This window comes from Pseudomonas sp. LARHCG127 (assembly GCF_052871455.1).
Genome location: NZ_JBIXJT010000011.1, coordinates 31,173 through 49,488 on the forward strand (window position 1 = coordinate 31,173; position 18,316 = coordinate 49,488).

The 18,316-nt window shown below is 61.9% G+C and carries 20 protein-coding genes; all 20 read right to left on the reverse strand.

The features are described from left to right. Positions 1–5: 5 nt before the first annotated feature. Positions 6–1,142 (reverse strand): flagellar biosynthesis protein FlhB, encoded by a 1,137-nt coding sequence (gene flhB, locus ACIPQ1_RS19045; RefSeq protein WP_446534607.1) that lies wholly within the window; start codon positions 1,140–1,142, stop codon positions 6–8. Between the two features lie 3 nt (positions 1,143–1,145). Continuing rightward, positions 1,146–1,928 carry a flagellar biosynthetic protein FliR gene (fliR, locus tag ACIPQ1_RS19050; RefSeq protein WP_446534608.1) on the reverse strand — a complete coding sequence of 261 codons (783 nt, stop codon included), beginning with the start codon at positions 1,926–1,928 and terminating at the stop codon, positions 1,146–1,148. A gap of 4 nt (positions 1,929–1,932) precedes the next feature. Next, positions 1,933–2,202, reverse strand: coding sequence for a flagellar biosynthesis protein FliQ (gene fliQ, locus ACIPQ1_RS19055; protein ID WP_446534609.1), 270 nt, complete (start codon positions 2,200–2,202; stop codon positions 1,933–1,935). Positions 2,203–2,225: 23 nt separating this feature from the next. Continuing rightward, positions 2,226–2,975, reverse strand: coding sequence for a flagellar type III secretion system pore protein FliP (fliP, locus tag ACIPQ1_RS19060; RefSeq protein WP_186704677.1), 750 nt, complete (start codon positions 2,973–2,975; stop codon positions 2,226–2,228). Next, positions 2,975–3,412, reverse strand: coding sequence for a flagellar biosynthetic protein FliO (fliO, locus tag ACIPQ1_RS19065; RefSeq protein ID WP_446534610.1), 438 nt, complete (start codon positions 3,410–3,412; stop codon positions 2,975–2,977). Before fliO ends, fliP begins: the two co-directional genes overlap by 1 nt. Further along, positions 3,413–3,871, reverse strand: coding sequence for a flagellar motor switch protein FliN (gene fliN / locus ACIPQ1_RS19070; protein ID WP_053120289.1), 459 nt, complete (start codon positions 3,869–3,871; stop codon positions 3,413–3,415). A gap of 59 nt (positions 3,872–3,930) precedes the next feature. Continuing rightward, positions 3,931–4,899, reverse strand: coding sequence for a flagellar motor switch protein FliM (fliM, locus tag ACIPQ1_RS19075; protein WP_186704675.1), 969 nt, complete (start codon positions 4,897–4,899; stop codon positions 3,931–3,933). 9 nt (positions 4,900–4,908) lie between these two features. After that, a complete protein-coding gene (gene fliL, locus ACIPQ1_RS19080; RefSeq protein ID WP_186704674.1) occupies positions 4,909–5,415 on the reverse strand; it encodes a flagellar basal body-associated protein FliL in 507 nt (168 codons plus the stop codon). 233 nt (positions 5,416–5,648) lie between these two features. Beyond that, entirely contained in the window at positions 5,649–7,034 is a 1,386-nt protein-coding gene (locus tag ACIPQ1_RS19085; RefSeq protein ID WP_446534611.1) for a flagellar hook-length control protein FliK, read from the reverse strand. 89 nt (positions 7,035–7,123) lie between these two features. After that, positions 7,124–7,468, reverse strand: a complete 345-nt coding sequence (locus ACIPQ1_RS19090; protein WP_186728619.1) for an Hpt domain-containing protein — start codon at positions 7,466–7,468, stop codon at positions 7,124–7,126. Between the two features lie 31 nt (positions 7,469–7,499). Beyond that, the gene (locus tag ACIPQ1_RS19095) at positions 7,500–9,206 is read right to left on the reverse strand and encodes an ATP-binding SpoIIE family protein phosphatase (RefSeq protein ID WP_250961946.1); all 1,707 of its coding nucleotides are present in this window, start codon (positions 9,204–9,206) and stop codon (positions 7,500–7,502) included. Between the two features lie 5 nt (positions 9,207–9,211). After that, on the reverse strand, positions 9,212–9,517 hold the full coding sequence (locus ACIPQ1_RS19100; protein WP_186704670.1) for an STAS domain-containing protein: 306 nt from the start codon (positions 9,515–9,517) through the stop codon (positions 9,212–9,214). A gap of 102 nt (positions 9,518–9,619) precedes the next feature. Then, positions 9,620–10,069 (reverse strand): flagellar export protein FliJ, encoded by a 450-nt coding sequence (fliJ, locus tag ACIPQ1_RS19105; protein WP_186704669.1) that lies wholly within the window; start codon positions 10,067–10,069, stop codon positions 9,620–9,622. 6 nt (positions 10,070–10,075) lie between these two features. Beyond that, positions 10,076–11,434 carry a flagellar protein export ATPase FliI gene (gene fliI, locus ACIPQ1_RS19110; protein WP_186704668.1) on the reverse strand — a complete coding sequence of 453 codons (1,359 nt, stop codon included), beginning with the start codon at positions 11,432–11,434 and terminating at the stop codon, positions 10,076–10,078. Beyond that, complete coding sequence (gene fliH, locus ACIPQ1_RS19115) at positions 11,424–12,263, reverse strand: flagellar assembly protein FliH (protein ID WP_411386818.1); 840 nt, start codon at positions 12,261–12,263, stop codon at positions 11,424–11,426. Before fliH ends, fliI begins: the two co-directional genes overlap by 11 nt. 7 nt (positions 12,264–12,270) lie before the next feature. Continuing rightward, the gene (fliG, locus tag ACIPQ1_RS19120; RefSeq protein ID WP_003184041.1) at positions 12,271–13,290 is read right to left on the reverse strand and encodes a flagellar motor switch protein FliG; all 1,020 of its coding nucleotides are present in this window, start codon (positions 13,288–13,290) and stop codon (positions 12,271–12,273) included. Next, the gene (fliF, locus tag ACIPQ1_RS19125; RefSeq protein ID WP_186704666.1) at positions 13,283–15,067 is read right to left on the reverse strand and encodes a flagellar basal-body MS-ring/collar protein FliF; all 1,785 of its coding nucleotides are present in this window, start codon (positions 15,065–15,067) and stop codon (positions 13,283–13,285) included. The genes fliG and fliF overlap by 8 nt, the downstream gene beginning before the upstream one ends. A gap of 15 nt (positions 15,068–15,082) precedes the next feature. Continuing rightward, on the reverse strand, positions 15,083–15,409 hold the full coding sequence (fliE, locus tag ACIPQ1_RS19130; RefSeq protein ID WP_123342173.1) for a flagellar hook-basal body complex protein FliE: 327 nt from the start codon (positions 15,407–15,409) through the stop codon (positions 15,083–15,085). 224 nt (positions 15,410–15,633) lie between these two features. Further along, on the reverse strand, positions 15,634–17,028 hold the full coding sequence (gene fleR / locus ACIPQ1_RS19135) for a sigma-54-dependent response regulator transcription factor FleR (protein WP_250962005.1): 1,395 nt from the start codon (positions 17,026–17,028) through the stop codon (positions 15,634–15,636). Between the two features lie 5 nt (positions 17,029–17,033). Then, positions 17,034–18,242, reverse strand: coding sequence for a sensor histidine kinase (locus ACIPQ1_RS19140; RefSeq protein ID WP_411386817.1), 1,209 nt, complete (start codon positions 18,240–18,242; stop codon positions 17,034–17,036). Between the last annotated feature and the right edge of the window lie 74 nt (positions 18,243–18,316).

Sequence of the window (18,316 nt, forward strand, 5' to 3'; positions counted from 1 at the left end):
CCCCATCAAACATCCCGCCGCAAATCCGGCGGAATCGGCAAATCCTTGAGCGGTTCGGGACGCTTGCCCTTGCCGGCGCGGTGCTGGCGGATCTGGTAGACGTAGGCCAATACCTGCGCAACAGCCAAATACAGGCCCCCAGGGATTTCCTGGTCGAGTTCGGTGGAGTAGTAGATTGATCGCGCCAACGCCGGGGATTCGAGCAGCATCACCTCATTGGCCACGGCGATCTCACGGATCTTCAGTGCCAGGAAGTCACTGCCCTTGGCCAGCAACACGGGGGCGTTGCCTTTTTCGGGGTCGTACTTGAGGGCGACGGCGTAGTGGGTCGGGTTGGTGATGACCACATCGGCGTCGGGGATTGCCGCCATCATCCGCCGCTGGGAGACCTCGCGCTGCAACTGGCGGATCCGCTGCTTGACCTCCGGCTTGCCTTCCGCATCCTTGTGCTCGTCGCGCACTTCCTGCTTGGTCATCAACAGCTTTTGCTTGCTCTGATAGAGCTGGATCGGCACGTCGATGGCGGCAATCAGGATCAAGCCGCAGGCCATCCACAATGTGCTCCAGCCCACTAACTGCACACTGTGGATAATGGCCTGTTCCAGCGGTTCGTGAGCAATGCGCAGCAGATCGTCGATGTCGGCCTGCAACACCGTCAGCGCAACGAACAGAACCAGCAGGAACTTCCCGAATGCCTTGAGCAACTCCATCAGCGCCGTGGTGGAAAACATGCGCTTGAGGCCGGCGGCCGGGTTCATCCGGCTGAACTTGGGGGCCAGGCTACCGGCGGCGAACAGCCAGCCGCCCAGGGAAATCGGGCCGATCACCGCAGCCAGCAACAGGCAGATCAGGATCGGCTGCACCGCCAGGATCGCGATCTTGCCCGAGTGCAGCAGATGCTGGGCCATGGACCCCGGAGAGAGCAGTACTTCGCGAGGCAGGGAGAAATTCAGGCGCATGATTTCCAGCAGGTCCAAGGCCAACCCGCCGCCATAAATCAACAACCCACCCGCTCCTGCCAGCATCACCGCCAGCGTATTGAGTTCCTTGGAGCGGGCGATCTCGCCCTTTTCCCGGGACTCGCGCAGGCGCTTTTCCGTGGGGTCTTCTGTCTTGTCCTGACCACTCTCGCTCTCGGCCATGGTTCAGCGCGCCTGTGCCATGTCACGTAAAAGCTGCAAGGCCTGGGTGGCCAGCGGCTGATACTGGTTGAGGATATCCCCCAGACTGATCCAGAAGATCACCATGCCCAGCACCAGGGTCAGAGGGAAACCAATGGAGAAGATATTCAGTTGCGGCGCCGCGCGAGTCATTACGCCAAACGCGATGTTGACCACCAGCAACGCGGTGATCGCCGGCAATACCAGCACCATCGCGGCACCCATGACCCAGCCGAGCTTGCCAGCGATTTCCCAGAAGTGATTGATCAGGAACGCACTGCCCACCGGCATGGTGGTAAAGCTCTCGGTCAAGACCTCGAACACCACCAGATGCCCGTTCATGGCGAGGAACAACAGGGTCACCAGCATCGTCAGGAACTGGCCGATCACCGCGGTGTTGACGCCGTTGGTGGGGTCGATCATGGACGCGAAGGCCATGCCCATCTGGATCGAAATGATTTGCCCGGCCACCACAAAGGCCTGGAAGAACAGCTGCAGCGAGAACCCCATCAAGGCACCGATGAGAATCTGCTCGGCCACCAGCATCAGCGCGCTGAGGTCCAGGGCATTGACCGGCGGCATCGGTGGCAGCCCGGGCGCGATAACCACCGTGATCGCCAGGGCGAAGTACAAACGCACCCGAGCCGGCACCAGTGTCGTGCCGAAGATCGGCATGCTCATCAGCACCGCGGTGACGCGAAACAGCGGCAGGATGAACGATGCCACCCACGTGCTGATCTGGGTGTCCGTCAGCTCGAGCATCGACATGGGGTCAGCCGATCAACTGCGGAATACTGCCGTACAACTGCAGGATGTATTCCATGAAGGTTTGTACCATCCAGGGGCCGCCGACGATCAACGTCACCAGCATCACCAGCAGGCGCGGCAGGAAGCTCAAGGTCTGTTCGTTGATCTGGGTCGCGGCCTGGAACATCGCCACCAGCAAGCCCACCAGCAGGCTGGGGATCACCAGGATGGCAACCATCGAAGCCGTCAGCCAGAGCGCTTCACGAAACAGGTCTACCGCTACTTCAGGCGTCATATCGTCCTACCCGCACAAGAGGCCTAAACACCGCCGAAACTGCCCGCCAGGGTACCGATGATCAGCGCCCAGCCATCCACCAATACAAACAGCATGATCTTGAACGGCAGGGAAATGATCAGCGGCGAGAGCATCATCATACCCATGGCCATCAGTACGCTGGCGACCACCAGGTCGATGATCAGGAACGGGATGAAAATCATGAAACCGATCTGGAACGCGGTCTTCAGCTCGGACGTCACGAACGCCGGCACCAGGATGGTCAGCGGTGCCTGGTCGGCACTCGGGATGTCGGTGCGCTTGGACAGGCGCATGAACAATTCCAAGTCACTGCTGCGAGTCTGGGCCAGCATGAAGTCCTTGATCGGCACCTGGGCCTTGGCCACGGCATCCTGGGCGCTGAGCTGTTCCGCCAGGTAAGGCTGCAGCGCATCCCGGTTCACCCGGTCGAACACGGGCGCCATGATGAACATGGTCAGGAACAGCGCCATGCCGGTGAGGATCTGGTTCGAAGGGGTCTGTTGCAGGCCCAGGGCCTGGCGCAGGATCGAAAAGACAATGATGATCCGGGTGAAGCTGGTCATCAGCATGACGAACGCCGGAATGAAACTCAGCGCGGTCATGATCAGCAGGATCTGCAAGCTGACCGAATATTCCTGGGCCCCTTCGGCGTTGGTTCCCAGGGTGATCGCCGGGATCGACAGCGGGTCCGCGGCGAACGCCAACGGTGCGGCCAGCATCAGGGCCAATGCCAACAGAATGCGCAACGGCATTACTTTTTATCCTTCTGGTCTTTCCCCAGCAGCCCCATGAGGCGCTGGGCAAATTCGGGGCTGGCCGACTCGGTGGAGGGTACCTGTACCGGCTCCTTGAGGACGTGCAACGCAGTGATGGTGCCCGGGCTCAGGCCCAGCAGGATCTGCTCGTTGCCGACCTGCACCAGCACCAGCCGGTCGCGCGGCCCGAGCGCACGGGAACCGACGATGTCGATGACCTGGCCCTTGCCCGCAGGCCCCGCCTGTTGCACGCGCCGCAACAACCAGGCGAGAAAGAAGATCAAGCCCAGCACCAGCAGCAAGCCAAGCACCAGTTGCGCCAGTTGCCCGGCGATACCCGTGCCCGACGCTGGCGCAACGGCCGCCGTGGCAACCGGTTCGGCCGCCAGCACGCTCAAGGGCAGCATCGACGCTGCGGCGAGGAAACCTTTCACTCAGCGCAGCTTCTTGATGCGTTCGCTCGGGCTGATCACGTCCGTCAGGCGAATGCCGAACTTCTCGTTGACCACCACCACTTCGCCATGGGCGATCAAGGTGCCGTTGACCAGCACGTCAAGCGGCTCGCCGGCCAGGCGGTCCAGCTCGATCACCGAGCCCTGGTTGAGCTGCAGCAGGTTGCGGATGTTGATATCGGTGCTGCCCACTTCCATGGAGATGGACACCGGAATGTCGAGGATCACGTCCAGGTTCGGCCCGTCCAGCGTCACCTGTTCATTGCTCTTGGGCACGCTGCCAAACTCTTCCATCGGCAAGCGATTGGAGCCGTGGTTACCGCTATCGGCGGCCAGCAAGGCATCGATGTCAGCCTGCCCGGCATCGCCGGTTTCTTCCAGGGCCGCGGCCCATTCGTCGGCCAGCGCCTGGTCATCCTGGGTGTTCATATCGTTAGCCATCATTTGTCCTCGGCGGGCAAAAATCAGTTAGAAACGCAAACTTAAAAATTCGACACCGCTCAGCGGCGTTCGATCGGCTCGATCACCTGCAACGCCAGGTTGCCTTTGTGAGAGCCCATCTTGACCTTGAAGGCCGGTACGCCATTGGCGCGCATGATCATTTCGTCGGGCATTTCGACCGGAATGATGTCACCCGGCTGCATGTGCAAAATGTCCCGCAGGCGCAGTTGGCGCCGGGCGACCGTCGCGCCGATCGGCACATCGACGTCGAGCACGTCCTGGCGCAAGGCGTTGATCCAGCGTTCGTCCTGGTCGTCGAGGTCCGACTGGAAACCGGCGTCGAGCATCTCCCGCACCGGCTCGATCATCGAATACGGCATGGTCACGTGCAGGTCGCCGCCACCGCCATCGAGTTCGATGTGGAAGGTCGAGACCACGATGGCTTCGCTCGGCCCGACGATGTTGGCCATGGCCGGGTTCACTTCCGAGTTGATGTACTCGAAGTTCACTTCCATGATCGCCTGCCAGGCTTCCTTCAAATCGATGAAGGCCTGCTCCAGCACCATGCGCACCACTCGCAGCTCGGTCGGGGTGAATTCGCGACCTTCGATCTTGGCGTGACGACCGTCGCCGCCGAAGAAGTTGTCCACCAGCTTGAACACCAACTTGGCGTCGAGGATGAACAACGCAGTGCCGCGCAACGGCTTGATCTTCACCAGGTTGAGGCTGGTGGGCACGTACAGCGAATGCACGTACTCGCCGAACTTCATCACCTGCACGCCACCCACGGCCACATCGGCCGAGCGACGCAGCATGTTGAACATGCTGATGCGGGTGTATCGGGCGAAACGCTCGTTGATCATTTCCAGGGTCGGCATGCGTCCGCGAACGATGCGATCCTGGCTGGTCAGGTCGTAGCTTTTGACGCTGCCCGGTTCAGCAGCGTTTTCGGTCTGTACCAGACCGTCGTCGACACCATGCAACAGCGCATCGATTTCGTCCTGGGACAGCAGGTCCTGCACGGCCATGTCGGGTTCCTACTGCAATACGAAGTTAGTGAAGAGCAACTGTTCGATCACCACTTTGCCGAGCTCTTTCTGAGCCACTTCCTGCACGCTGGCCGTAGCTTTCTGGCGCAGCATTTCCTGGCCGACGGGGGTGGCCAGGGTGTCGAAACTCTGCCCGGAAAACAGCATCACCAGGTTGTTGCGAATCAGCGGCATGTGGACCCGAAGCGCTTCCAGGTCAGCCTGGTTGCGACCCTGCAAAGTGATGCTGACCTGCATGTAGCGTTGGCGACCGTTCACGGTGTAGTTGGCCACGAAGGCCGGCGCCATCGGCTCGAAAATCGCCGGCTGCTTGCCCACTGGCGCGACTTCGGCCGCTGCCGCCGCCGGCTTGCTTTGAGCGCTGTGCATGAAATACCAGGTTGCCCCCACGGACACGCCGATCGCCAGGAGCAAACCCACCACGATCATGATGATCAGCTTGAGTTTGCCTTTGGTTGCAGGGTCTTTTACAGCTGCTGCTTCGCTCTTCGCCATGCCAATAATCCGTCACTAATCGGGGTTTTCACTGTTGCACGGCAAGGCTGGAGCAAGTGTTATGCCAGAAGTGGCGGTACTCAGGATGACAGGGCAGATGCGATCTACAGAACCCATGAAAACCAATGTGGGAGCGAGCTTGCTCGCGATAGCGGCGGGCCAGCCCCTGCAAGGGTGACTGACCATCCGCTATCGCGAGCAAGCCCGCTCCCACAGGGGAAAACGTCATTGGATCAGGCGTAGTAGTCGACCGCGCTGGTGCCAATGACGCTGGTCGTGCCGGCGGCCACTTCAGCGATGCTGGCCGCAGTGGCTTCATCCCCGGCATCCATCGGTCCACCGGAAGAGGTCGAACGCCCCGCCCGGGCCTGCTGCTGGGCCTGCTGCTGGGCTTGCTGCTCCTGGTTCTGCGAACCACGGGATTGGTCCGACACGCTGACGTCGACCTGGCCCATGCCCTGCTGGGCAAAACTGTCCCGCAGGCGATGCATCTGGCCTTCGAGGGCTTCGCGAACGCCGGAGTGGGCGCTCATGAAGGTGACCTGGGTCTGCTGGTCCGGCACCATGCTCACCCGGATATCCAGGCGCCCGAGTTCGGCGGGCTGCAATTGGATGTCGGCCGCCTTGAGATTGACGCTGGAAAGGTACATCACCCGATTCACCACCTCTTCGGTCCAACCGCTCTGGTTCATCGCGATAGGTTGATTGACCGGCACCGCGTTGGCGGTTTTGGGCGTGGCGGCCTGGGTCAGTGCAGCCAGGCGGTTGGCGAAATCGTCTACGCGGGTGTCACTGGACGCGGCGCTCAAGTCCTTGAGACCCTCGCTGATCAAGCCGCCGAAGGCCTTGTCGCCACCCTGGCTGCCGGACTCGGTGCTGTTCTGGTCGGCTTGCACGCTGAGCATGCTGGCCATGCCGGCGGCGAAGGTCTGCGCCGAAGTCGGCTCGCCGTCGAGCGACGCCGGGGCAGCGCTCTTGGGCTGTGCCTGGCTGCTGGCGGAAACATGACCGCTCTGCTCCATCGCCAAGCGCAAGGCGGGCAATGCGTCGAGCGGATCGGCTTGTGGGTCGAAGGCTGGATCGACGACCGGAACCGCAGGTTGGGCCGGCGCGGCCAATGGGACAACCGGTGCCGCGACCGCAGTCGTTACCTGAGCCTCAGCCGGGACCACCACGGGGGCAGGTTCGGCCGGGGCTGTCGCGACTGGCACCGCCATGTCCGTCAGCGCGCCTGGGTCGAGGCTCGGATCGACCGGTGCCGCATCCGCCACCGGCGCTTGAGCCGCGTCGGCATCGTTATCGCTGGCCGCTTTGTCGTCGGTGCTAGCCGCTTTGTCCGCGGGCAAGGGTTTGCCGCTATCGGCAACCGTCGGTTCCGGGGCGGCAGGGGTTTCGTTGCCGGCGTCTTTTTTGACGGTGTTGTCAGCGGCCTTGTCGCGCGCCGGTTTCACCACGGGCTCAGGGGCCGCCGCTGCTTTGGCAGGCGCCTGCTTGGCGAAAACTTGAGCGAAGCTGGAGGCTCTATCCCCGAGGTCCGGGGCCGCTGCCGGTGAATTGACGGCGGCCTGGGGCTTGGCCTGGACGGAGGCCTGAAGCAATGAATTAGGGGTGACGGGCATAAAAAGGTCTCCGCTGCACTGGAATCATAGGTACAGTCGAGACTAGGCAATGCAAGGCACGGGCCAACGTTTTACCCGACCGTCAAATCTCAGCAGTGGAAACCTTCACGCTCTTCCCGGCACAGCTTGCGGACATGGGCAAATTCGCTGTCGATTTCGTTGACCAGGTTTTCGATGCCGCCCAAGGACGGCTGCTTGGCACGCTGTTCCAGCTCGCCGCACAACTCGGCCAGGCGAATGGCGCCCATGTTGCTGCTGCTGCCCTTGAAGCTGTGGGCGGTGGCGCTCAGTTTTTCAGCGTCCCGTGCTTCATGCAGCACGCGCAAGCGAGCCTCGGAGTCGTTGAGAAACGTATCCAGCAACTCCGGATACCCCTCCTCCATGACTTCCTTCAACGTGCTAAGCACGTCGCGGTCCAGATGAATCTCGTTCACTTGTTCGCTCCCTGATCAAGAATGGCCCCAATTATGCCAGAGCCTCCCAGAAAAACTCCACGCGCGCACTACGACCATCGTCTGACCAACTGGCCTGGTGGCTCAGTTGGCGAACCAGGCTCACGCCGCGTCCCGACAATCGATCACTGTCCACGGGCCGTGCCAGCACCCGGGCGACATCGAACCCTTCGCCACTGTCTTCGACTTCGATGGCCAGGCGACCGCCCTCGCCGTTTGGCGAAACGTGCAAGTGCACCCGCACGTAACCGTCGCTCAACTCATCCAGGCGTGTATTGCGCTCCCTGTAGTAGCGGGCGAAACCCGCTGCATCACGCTTGAGACTCGAATCGAGGCCCAGCACCCCGTGATCCAGGGCATTGGAGTAGAGCTCCGACATGACGCTGTAAAGGGCGCCGCTCTGCGCCCTGAGCCCATGCACCTCCAGCAGCAATTGCAACAGGTAGGGCATCGGGTTGAAGCGCTTGAGCGTCTGCGCACGGAACTCGAAGCTCACCGACCAATCCAGCGGGCTGGACTGGCCGCTATCGGAATAGACCGGTGGTGGCGGATTGAGTTGCGTCGGAGCGACCAGCCGCACCTCGACCATGCTGAAGTCGTCACGGGCCTCACCACGAAAATCCAGCAGCGCCTGCTGGATATCCTCGAAAAGACGGTCGGGCTCACGGTTGGCCGAAAATACCTGCTGCAACCGCTCCACGCCAAACGGCTGGTCGTCGCGATCACTGGTCTCGATGACACCATCGGACAGCAGGAACACCCGATCCCCCAGCGACATCGGATGCACTTCGGTGCGGTCATCGAACAACTGCGGGGTGAGCACGCCCAATGGCAGGTGTCGCGCCGGTAAGGGCGTGCGCACGCCGCTGAGGCTGTCATGCAGGTAACCATCGGGCATGCCGCCGTTCCAGATCTCCACCGTACAGCGCTGGAAGCTCAGGCATAACAGCGTCGCGCAGCAGAACATATCCACTGGCAGGATGCGTTTGAGCTTGGCATTCATCTCCCGCAGGATTTGCGCCAGCCCATAGCCCTTGGCCGTCATCCCGTAGAACACTTCCGCCAGGGGCATCGCGCCGACCGCCGCCGGCAGGCCATGCCCGGTGAAATCCCCCAACAGGATGTGCATGTCGCCGGCCGGGTTGAACGCGGCCAGCAGCAGGTCGCCGTTGAACAAGGCGTAGGGTGATTGCAAATAACGGATGTTCGGCGCGCTCAGGCAACCGGAGTGGGCGATCTTGTCGAACACGGCCTTGGCGACCCGTTGTTCGTTGAGCAGGTAATCATGGTGCCGGGCGATCTGGTCGCGCTGCTCCACCACCGTGGCCTGCAACCGGCGCAAGCGGTCCATGGCCTTGATCTTGGCCGTCAGGATCACTTGGTTGTAGGGTTTTGCCAGGAAATCGTCGCCGCCTGCTTCCAGGCAACGGGCCAGGGCTTCGCTCTCAGTCAGCGAGGTGAGGAAAATGATCGGGACCAACTGGTCCCCGGCCAACTGTTTGATTTTCTGCGCCGCTTCGAAGCCGTCCATCACCGGCATCATCGCATCCATCAGCACCAGGTGCGGACGCTGTTGCAGATAGACATCGACCGCTTCGGCGCCATCGGCCGCCGTGAGCACATGATGGCCCTGGCGGCGGACAATGGTCGACAGCAGCAGTCGATCAGCGGCGCTGTCTTCGGCAATCAGGACCGTCAGTGGCTCCGACGACGATTGCATGGCGATCAACTGATGTCGAACAGCTTGTCGAAATTGGAGATCGCGAGGATTTTCTTGACGTCGCTGCTGCTGTTGACGACGCGGATATCCGACTGGTCGCCACCGGCATGATCGCGCAACAGCAGGAGCATGCCCAAGGCGGAACTGTCGAGGTAAGTGGCTTCTTTCAAATCCACCACGATGGAGTCAGGTTTCTTGTGGAGCCGCTCATAGGACTCACGAAACTCCTGATGCCGCCCGAAATCGAATCGACCCTTGATCGAGATCGTCAGCTTATGCCCATCGGGGGATACTTCGGTAACGACTGACATGATCGGCTTCCTTGTCATGGACATACGTGTACAAGGTGTAGCATCTGGTAAAGGTCTGAGCAAGGTTTTGCCTCGTTCATCCGACAAAATCCTCGTTTCCCATCAGTAGGGATTCTGCCGCGGCAGGCGCTGGGACAATTCATCGAGCAGTTTCTGTTCGCGCTTGTCTTCCAGTTGCCGCGCCTCATCGATATAGCGCTGCACCAGTTTGCGCAGCCCTTCGACCCGGGCGAATGCTTCTTGCCAGCTCTGGCGGGCCTTCTCCAGGTTGTTCTGGTGCCAGACCAGGCTCTGGCGCTGCTGATCGATGGCAGTGCCCAGTTGCGCAAGAAATCCTTGGTAACCCAACAACCACTGCCCCGACACCCCATGGGCGCCACGGGCGATCCACTGCTCCTGGTATTCGAGTCGAAAATTTTCGAGGTCTGCCAGCTTGCTCTCGGCAACGGCCACTTGCCCCTGGAAATACGCCAGGCGCTGGACGGCGGTCTTCTCGGCCTTTTCCGCCATGTCCACCACGGGCGCCAGGCGTGCCGCACGACTTGTGGCCATGGTCGGTTATCCGCCAGCGACCGGAGCGAAAATCGTCTGCAGGTGCGCTTCGCTGGCACCCATGCCGATATTGTCGTTCAGGCTCTGGCGCAGATAAACGGCCATCGCCGGGTAAAGGCTGATGGCGGTGTCGGTCTCGCGGTCACCACCAGGTACATAGGCGCCGACGCTGATCAAATCGCGGCTTTGCTGGTAGCGCGACCAATATTGCTTGAACTGCTGGGCACGCCTCATATGCTCGGCACTGATCACCGACGGCATGACCCGACTGATGGACGCCTCGATGTCGATGGCCGGGTAGTGCCCTTCTTCGGCCAGGCGCCTGGACAGCACGATGTGGCCGTCGAGTACGCCCCGGGCCGAGTCGGCGATGGGGTCTTGCTGGTCGTCACCTTCGGACAGCACGGTATAGAACGCGGTGATGGAACCGCCGCCCTTTTCCGCATTGCCGGCGCGCTCGACCAGTTTCGGCAGCTTGGCGAACACCGAAGGCGGATAACCCTTGGTGGCCGGCGGCTCGCCGATGGCCAGGGCGATTTCCCGCTGGGCCTGGGCGAAACGAGTGAGCGAATCCATCAGCAACAGGACGTTCTTGCCCTTGTCGCGGAAATACTCGGCGATACGGGTGCAATACATCGCCGCCCGCATACGCATCAGCGGTGCATCGTCCGCAGGCGAAGCCACCACGACCGAACGCTTGAGCCCTTCCTCGCCGAGGATGTGCTCGATGAATTCCTTGACCTCACGGCCCCGCTCGCCGATCAGCCCTACTACGATAATGTCGGCTTCGGTGAAGCGGGTCATCATGCCCAGCAGCACACTCTTACCTACGCCGGTACCGGCAAACAGGCCCAGGCGCTGGCCGCGACCGACCGTCAATAAACCGTTGATGCAACGAATGCCCACGTCCAGCGGCACGCTGATGGGGTCACGCTTGAGGGGGTTGATCGTCGGGCCGTCCATCGGCACCCAGTCTTCGGCCTTCATGCCGCCCTTGCCGTCCAAGGCCCGTCCGGCCCCGTCCAGCACGCGTCCGAGCATGCTCATGCCCATGGGCAGGCGTCCGTTGTCGGCCAGGGGCACCACGCGCGCGCCGGGGGCGATGCCGGCGACACTGCCCACCGGCATCAAGAAAACCTTGCTGCCGGAAAAACCCATGACTTCGGCTTCGACCTGCACCGGATGGTAGCTGTCGTCGTTGATTACCATGCAGCGGCTGCCCATGGCGGCACGCAGGCCCTCGGCTTCGAGGGTCAAGCCAACCATGCGCAGCAAGCGACCCTCCAGGATCGGCTGGCCGGCCAGCTCACTGGCCTCGGCGTAGCTGCCCAGGCGCTTGCCGAAGCTGGTTCGCTCAAGGCGCATCGCGGCTGTCCAGTGCAGAAGTATCCAATTCAGGCACGTCCAATTCCTCCTCGACCGTCGCCACGTCACCTTGGAGTTCGTCCGGCAACTCCAGGCTCAGGTCGGCGGCGGCCGGGTGCAGGGCCTGTTCGTGTAGCTGGTCGAACAATTTGGCCATGATCTGGCTGATGCGTGTTTCAACCGTGGCGTCGATGCGGCTGTGTTCGGTTTCCACCCGACAACCGCCCGGCAGCAGCGTCGCATCCTCGACGATGCGCCAGGTTTCCTCATGGCGCTCGCGCAGGGCCTTGACCAGTTCGAAATCCTGGGGATTGATGTACAGCCGCACATTGCCCACGCCCAACGGCAACAGCTTGAGCGCTTCACGCATGACCTGTTCGATCTGGGTCGAATCGATGGCCAGTTCGCGCTGGATCACTTGTTTGGCGATGTGTTGCACCAAACCCACCAGGGATTTCTCGATCTGGGTGTCCTGCTCGGCAATGGGGTCGAACAGGTTGAGCATCAGCGATTCCAACGCACGAAGCTTGGCCGTCAACGCCACATCGGCTTCCTGGCGGACCTTGAGCGTGGTGCTGTGGAAGCCCTCCTTTTCGCCCACGGCGAAGCCTTCGTTATAGGCTTCCTGGCGAATGCTCTCGACTTCCTCGAGGGTCAGCGGCTGGACTTCTTCCAGCGGCACCTCCTCCATCTCCGGCAGTTCCTCCACGGGCTCCGGCTCAGGCTCGGGCACGTGGGGGTCGAAGCTGGGCAGCGACCAGACGTCGAAATTACTGACGTCTCGGCCGCGAATCAGGTCGCTGGGTGCTTCATCACTCTTGGCAGACATAACGACCTTAGATCATCTCTTCGCCGCCCTTGCCACCGAGAACGATTTCCCCGGCTTCGGCCATGCGGCGGGCGATGGTGAGGATTTCCTTCTGTGCGGTTTCCACGTCGCTGACGCGCACCGGGCCCTTGGCCTCGAGGTCGTCGCGCAACAGTTCGGCCGCCCGTTTGGACATGTTCTTGAAGATCTTTTCCTTGACGCCTTCGTCCGAACCCTTGAGGGCCAGCACCAGCACGTCGGACGACACTTCGCGCAACAGCGCCTGGATGCCACGGTCGTCGACATCGGACAGGTTGTTGAACACGAACATGAGGTCTTCGATCTGACCGGACAGGTCTTCGTCGACTTCGCGGATCGAGTCCATCAGCTGACCTTCGATCGAACTGTCGAGGAAGTTCATGATGTCCGCCGCGCGCTTGATGCCACCCAAGGTGGTGCGCGAGGCGTTGGAGTTGCCCGAGAACTGCTTCTCGAGAATCTGGTTCAATTCTTTCAGGGCCGCCGGCTGCACGGTGTTGAGCGACGACACCCGCAGGATGATGTCCAGGCGCACCTTGTGATCGAAGTTGCCGAGCACTTCACCTGCCTGGTCCGGGTCGAGGTAAGCCACCACGATCGCCTGGATCTGCGGGTGCTCGTAACGGATCACGTCGGCAACCGCCCGCGGCTCCATCCACTTGAGGCTGTCCAGGCCGCTGGTGTTGCCACCCAACAGGATCCGGTCGATGAGACCGTTGGCCTTGTCCTCGCCCAGTGCCTGGGTCAGCATCTTGCGCACGTAGTCATCGGAACCGACGCCCAGGCTGGTCTGATCGCCGACGATGTCGACGAACTCGCTCATCACCTGCTCGACCTGCTCACGGTGCACGTTGCCCATTTGCGCCATGGCCACGCCCACGCGCTGGACCTCTTTGGGCCCCATGTGACGCAGCACTTGGGCGGCGTCGGTCGAACCCAGGGACAGCAGCAGGATCGCGGCTTTGTCGACCCGGGACAATTTGGCAACAGCGGCTCGATTATCACTCATCTGCGTTAATCCACTCTTTCACGACCTGGGCCACACGACCCGGGTCTTCTGCCACCAGACTCTTGATGGCGTTCAACTGAGCGTCGTAGCCTTCGCTCGGGCTTGGCAGCAGGATGCTCTGCGGCCCGCCGAGGCTGACGCGATCGTTGGCCAATTCGCCATCCAGGCCGCCCATGCCTCCCAACTCGACATCGCCCAAGCCTGCCAACTGCTTGTTCTTGCCGCCACCGGTGATGTTGTTCAGCACCGGACGCAGTACACCGAAGACCAGTATCAGGATGAACAACACACCCAATACTTGCTTGACCACATCCCAGAACCAGGGTTGCGAATAAAACGGAATGTCGGCGATTTCTTCACCGCGCTCCAGGGAGAACGGCACGTTGATCACACTGACGCTGTCGCCACGGCTGGCGTCGAAACCAACCGCGTCCTGCACCAGGCGAGTAAAGCGCGCCAACTCGTCGGCGGTCCACGGCGCACGGCTGGTTTCGCCGTTGGCAGGGTTGACCTTGACCTGGTCGTCCACCACCACGGCGACCGACAGGCGATTCAAACGGCCCTGCTGCTGCTTGGTGTGGCTGATAGAACGGTCGAGCTCGAAGTTCTTGGTCGATTGCTGACGCTTGTCGGCCGGGTACGGCGCGAGCATCGGCTGGCCGGTGGCCGGATCCATGATTTGCTGGCCATTGGCATCGATCAGCGGCTGGCCTGGCTGCACCATGCCGGCGGCCGCCGTAGCACCACCGGTGGTTTGCGGCGCGCTGGCCGGCGACGGCGGCTGGTTGCTCAGGGCACCGGGCACGCCCTGCGGACCATTGCTGGCGGTACGCTGCTCGTTCACCGACTGCTCGCTGCGCAACGCCGGTTGATCCGGGTTGAACTGCTCGGAAGTCGATTCGACGGCGCTGAAATCCACATCCGCGGAGACTTCGGCCTTGTAGCGACCATTGCCCAGGATGGGTTGCAGAATGTTATGTACCCGCTGGGTGAACATGCCTTCCATGCGGCGGCTGTAGTCGTATTGCTTGCCGGCCATGGTCAGTTCGGAATTTTCCGCCTGGTCGGACAGCAGGTTGCCCTTCTGGTCGACCACAGTGATCTGCGACTTGCTCAGCTCGGGTACGCTGGTCGCCACCAGATTGATAATGGCAACGACCTGGCCTGGCTCAAGGGACCGGCCGGAATACAATTCGACCAATACCGAAGCACTCGGCTTGCGCTCATCGCGCACGAATACCGAGCTTTTCGGAATGGCCAGGTGCACACGTGCACCCTTGACGTTGTTCAGGCTGGAAATGGTCCGCGCCAGCTCACCTTCCAGGCCGCGACGATAACGGGTCGCTTCCATGAACTGGCTGGTGCCCAGGCCCTGGTCCTTGTCGAGGATTTCGAAACCGATGTTGCCATCGGTCGGCGTCACGCCAGCGGCGGCGAGCTTGAGGCGCGCACGCGCGACGTCGTCGGCCTTGACCAGCAAGGCGCCAGAGTTGGGTTCGACGGTGTAAGGAATGTCGGCAGAAGCCAGGGTCTCCATGACTTGCTTGGCATCCATGCCTTCCAGACTGCCGTACAACGGACGGTAGTCTGGCTGCTGGGACCACAACACCACGGCGAAACCAATCGCCACGCTGGCAGCCAGGCCGACCAACAGGCCGACCTGACGCAGCATGGTCATCTCGGAGAGATTTTCCAGGAAGGACAGACCGAACAACGGCGGTTTGCCGTCTACCGGAGTGGCCTTGGCTGGAACGTTATCAACGGCTGCTTCTGCCATGACTCAATAATTTCCTTAAACCGGCATCTGCATGATGTCTTGGTAGGCCTGAACCAGTTTGTTGCGAACCTGGGTCAGCGCCTGAAACGAGACAGTGGCTTTCTGCGAGGAGATCATTACGTCCGTCAGGTCGACGCCACTTTTGCCAATCTCGAAAGCACTGGCCAACTGGTTCGAAGCCTGCTGGGTATCGTTCACTTTATTGACGGCCTGACCGAGCATGTCGGAAAAGCTGCTGCCACCCACCTGGGGGACCGCGACCGATTTAGGCTGGGCCATGGCGTCCATTTGCATGGCCCGCATGTCCAGCATCAACCGATTAAATTCAATACCTTGGCTCATGGTCTACTCTCTCTGGCGGCCCGCGTTTTTTTGACACTTACTCAGCGGGTACGTAGGTATTAGCAACAAGGGTGCCAGCTCCATGGCGATAGAAAACAAATGCGCGCACAGCCCCCCTGTGGGAGCGAGCTTGCTCGCGATAACCCCATCACATCCGACCTCGACTTGACTGACCCACCGCTATCGCGAGCAAGCTCGCTCCCACAGGGATTGCTGGTGCTTATTCAACTGGCGAACAGATAGGCCTCGACATCCATGCCGGCGTCGCGCATTTGCGCCAGCTTGTAGCGCAGGGTGCGTGGGCTGATGCCCAGGCGTTCGGCCGCCTCTTTGCGACGACCGCGCTCGGCGCGCAGGGTATCGATGATCATCTGGAACTCGCGGCGCCGCAGGTCGTCTCCCAAAGCCCCCACCGAATCGCCCTCCCTATCCACCGACGGCGCAGTGGTTGCGGCGGGTACCGGTGCCAGGGTCGGCAATGGCGCACAGGCCACCGGCCCGGCCAGGCAGAAATCCTCCGGCTGGATCAAACCGCCCTGCTGCAGGATCAGGGCCCGCTGGATGGCGTTATCCAGCTCTCGGACATTGCCCGGCCACGGGTAGGCAACCAGACAAGCCCGGGCCTCGGCTGAAAGCCGGGCCGCCGCATGCTTCATTTTATTGACGTGTTTGTTCAACAGCCGCTCGGCCAGTGGCAGGATATCGGCGGTGCGCTCGCGCAACGGACGCCAGGCCAGCGGAAATACCGACAGGCGGTAATAGAGGTCTTCACGAAAACGCCCCGCCGCCACTTCGCCGGCCAGGTCGCGGTTGGTGGTCGCCACCACGCGGATGTCCAGGCTGATGGGCTTGCGGGCACCAACCCGTTCCACTTCCCGCTCCTGCAATACCCGCAACAGCTTGGCTTGCAGGCCCAAGGGCATTTCGGAAATTTCATCGAGCAGGATCGTGCCACCGTCGGCCTGCTCGAACTTGCCGGCCTGGGCGGCAATGGCGCCAGTGAACGAGCCTTTTTCGTGGCCGAACAGTGTCGCCTCGAGCATGTTGTCGGGAATCGCCGCGCAATTGATGGCGATAAACGGTTCCCCGGCACGCCGGGATTGTTGATGGATGTAGCGGGCCAGTACTTCCTTGCCCGTACCGGATTCGCCGGAAATCAGCACCGTCGAATCGCTGCGGGCCACCCGCGCGGCCAATTCCAGCAACTGCGCGCTAGCCGGTTCGATGGCCACCGGGCCTTCGCCCTCCACCGCAAGACTGCCCAAGGCATGACGTGCGACCAGGTCCAGCAGCGCCTTGGGCTCGAACGGCTTGACCAGGTAATCCGCTGCGCCCTGGCGCATGGCATCCACCGCTCGCTCGACGGCCCCGTGGGCCGTCATCAGCAAGACCGGCAGTTGCGGCTGACGGGCGCGCAACAGACCCAGCAACTGATGACCATCCATGCCCGGCATGTTGACGTCACTGACCACCAGGCTGAACGCTTCCCGGCCGACCGCCAACAGCGCTTCTTCCGCCGAACCGACGGCGGCGTAATCGTGCCCGGCCAGCACCAGCGTATCGGCCAGCGCCTCGCGCAGGGCCCGATCATCCTCAACCAGCAACACCTTGATCGCCATTGCGTTCATTCCACCCCCGGCGTGTTGGAAAACAGCGGCAAGCACACCGTCGCGCAGGTGCCACGGCCCAGCCGCGAGCGCAGCTGCAATTCTCCCTGGTGGGCACGGGCCACGGCCTTGACCACGGTCAGGCCCAGGCCAGTGCCGGTGGTCTTGGTGGTAAAGAATGGCTCGCCCAGGCGCGCCAGCACCGCCGGCTCTATACCACTACCGTTGTCGCTGACCGACAGGCGCAAGGTGTTGTCTCGTGTGTATAAGTGCACTTTCAGCCGGACGTCGCCGCCGCTGGCCTGGATCGCGTTTTCGATCAGGTTCAACACCGCTCCCACCAGCGTGTCGCGATTGCACAACACTTCGCCGGCATGGCTGTCGCACTGCCAGCGGATCGGCAATTGCTGCACATGGGTCAATGCCGCGGCTTGCAGCGATTGCAGCAAGGCCTTGGGGCTGACGCGGTCGGTCAACGGCAGCTCGCCGCGGGCGAACACCAGCATGTCGCGCACTTGGTGTTCCAGCTCGTGCAGGCGCTCTTTCAAGCGCCCAGCAAAGCGTTGCTGGGTTTCCACTGGCAATTGCTGCTCGGTCAGATGACTGGCGTAAAGCAGCGCGGCGGAAAGCGGGGTACGAATCTGGTGAGCCAGCGAGGCCACCATCCGCCCCAGGGAGGACAGGCGCTCATGGCGCGCCAATTGGTCTTGCAGGTGACGGGTTTCAGTCAAGTCGTTGAGCAACACCAATTGCCCAGGCTCGGCATCCAGCGAGCGCGTCGAGATGGACAGGCGGCGACCGTCCTTGAGGGACACCTCATGGCCGTCGTCTTCCCGGGGCGCAAAGCAGCGGGCGATAACGTGCCGCCACAGCTCGCCTTCCAACGGCAGGCCGAGCAATTCGCAGGCCGCCGGGTTGGCTTCGCGCACGAAACCGTGGGCATCGATGACGATGACGCCACCCGGCAACAGGTCGAGGAGATTCTGCAGCCGATTGGCCAGCCGTTCTTTTTCCGCCAGCTCCTGCATGCGCTGGGCGCTGACCACGGCCAACTCACCCTTGAGCTCGGTGACCCGGGCTTCGAGCAGGCTGTAGGAATCCGTCAGTTGGCTGGACATCTGGTTGAACAGCGAAAATGCCTGCTCAAGTCCAAGCCGGCTCGCCTGTTCGGCGGACGGCAGGTGTCCCGGCTCGGGGACAGGCGACATCTGGGCGGCTTGGGTCATCGTGCTCTCTCGCTTGGCTGACCGTCAGTTAAACGGAACGTTGCGAGGGATATAGCAATACCCGTGCCGAAAAA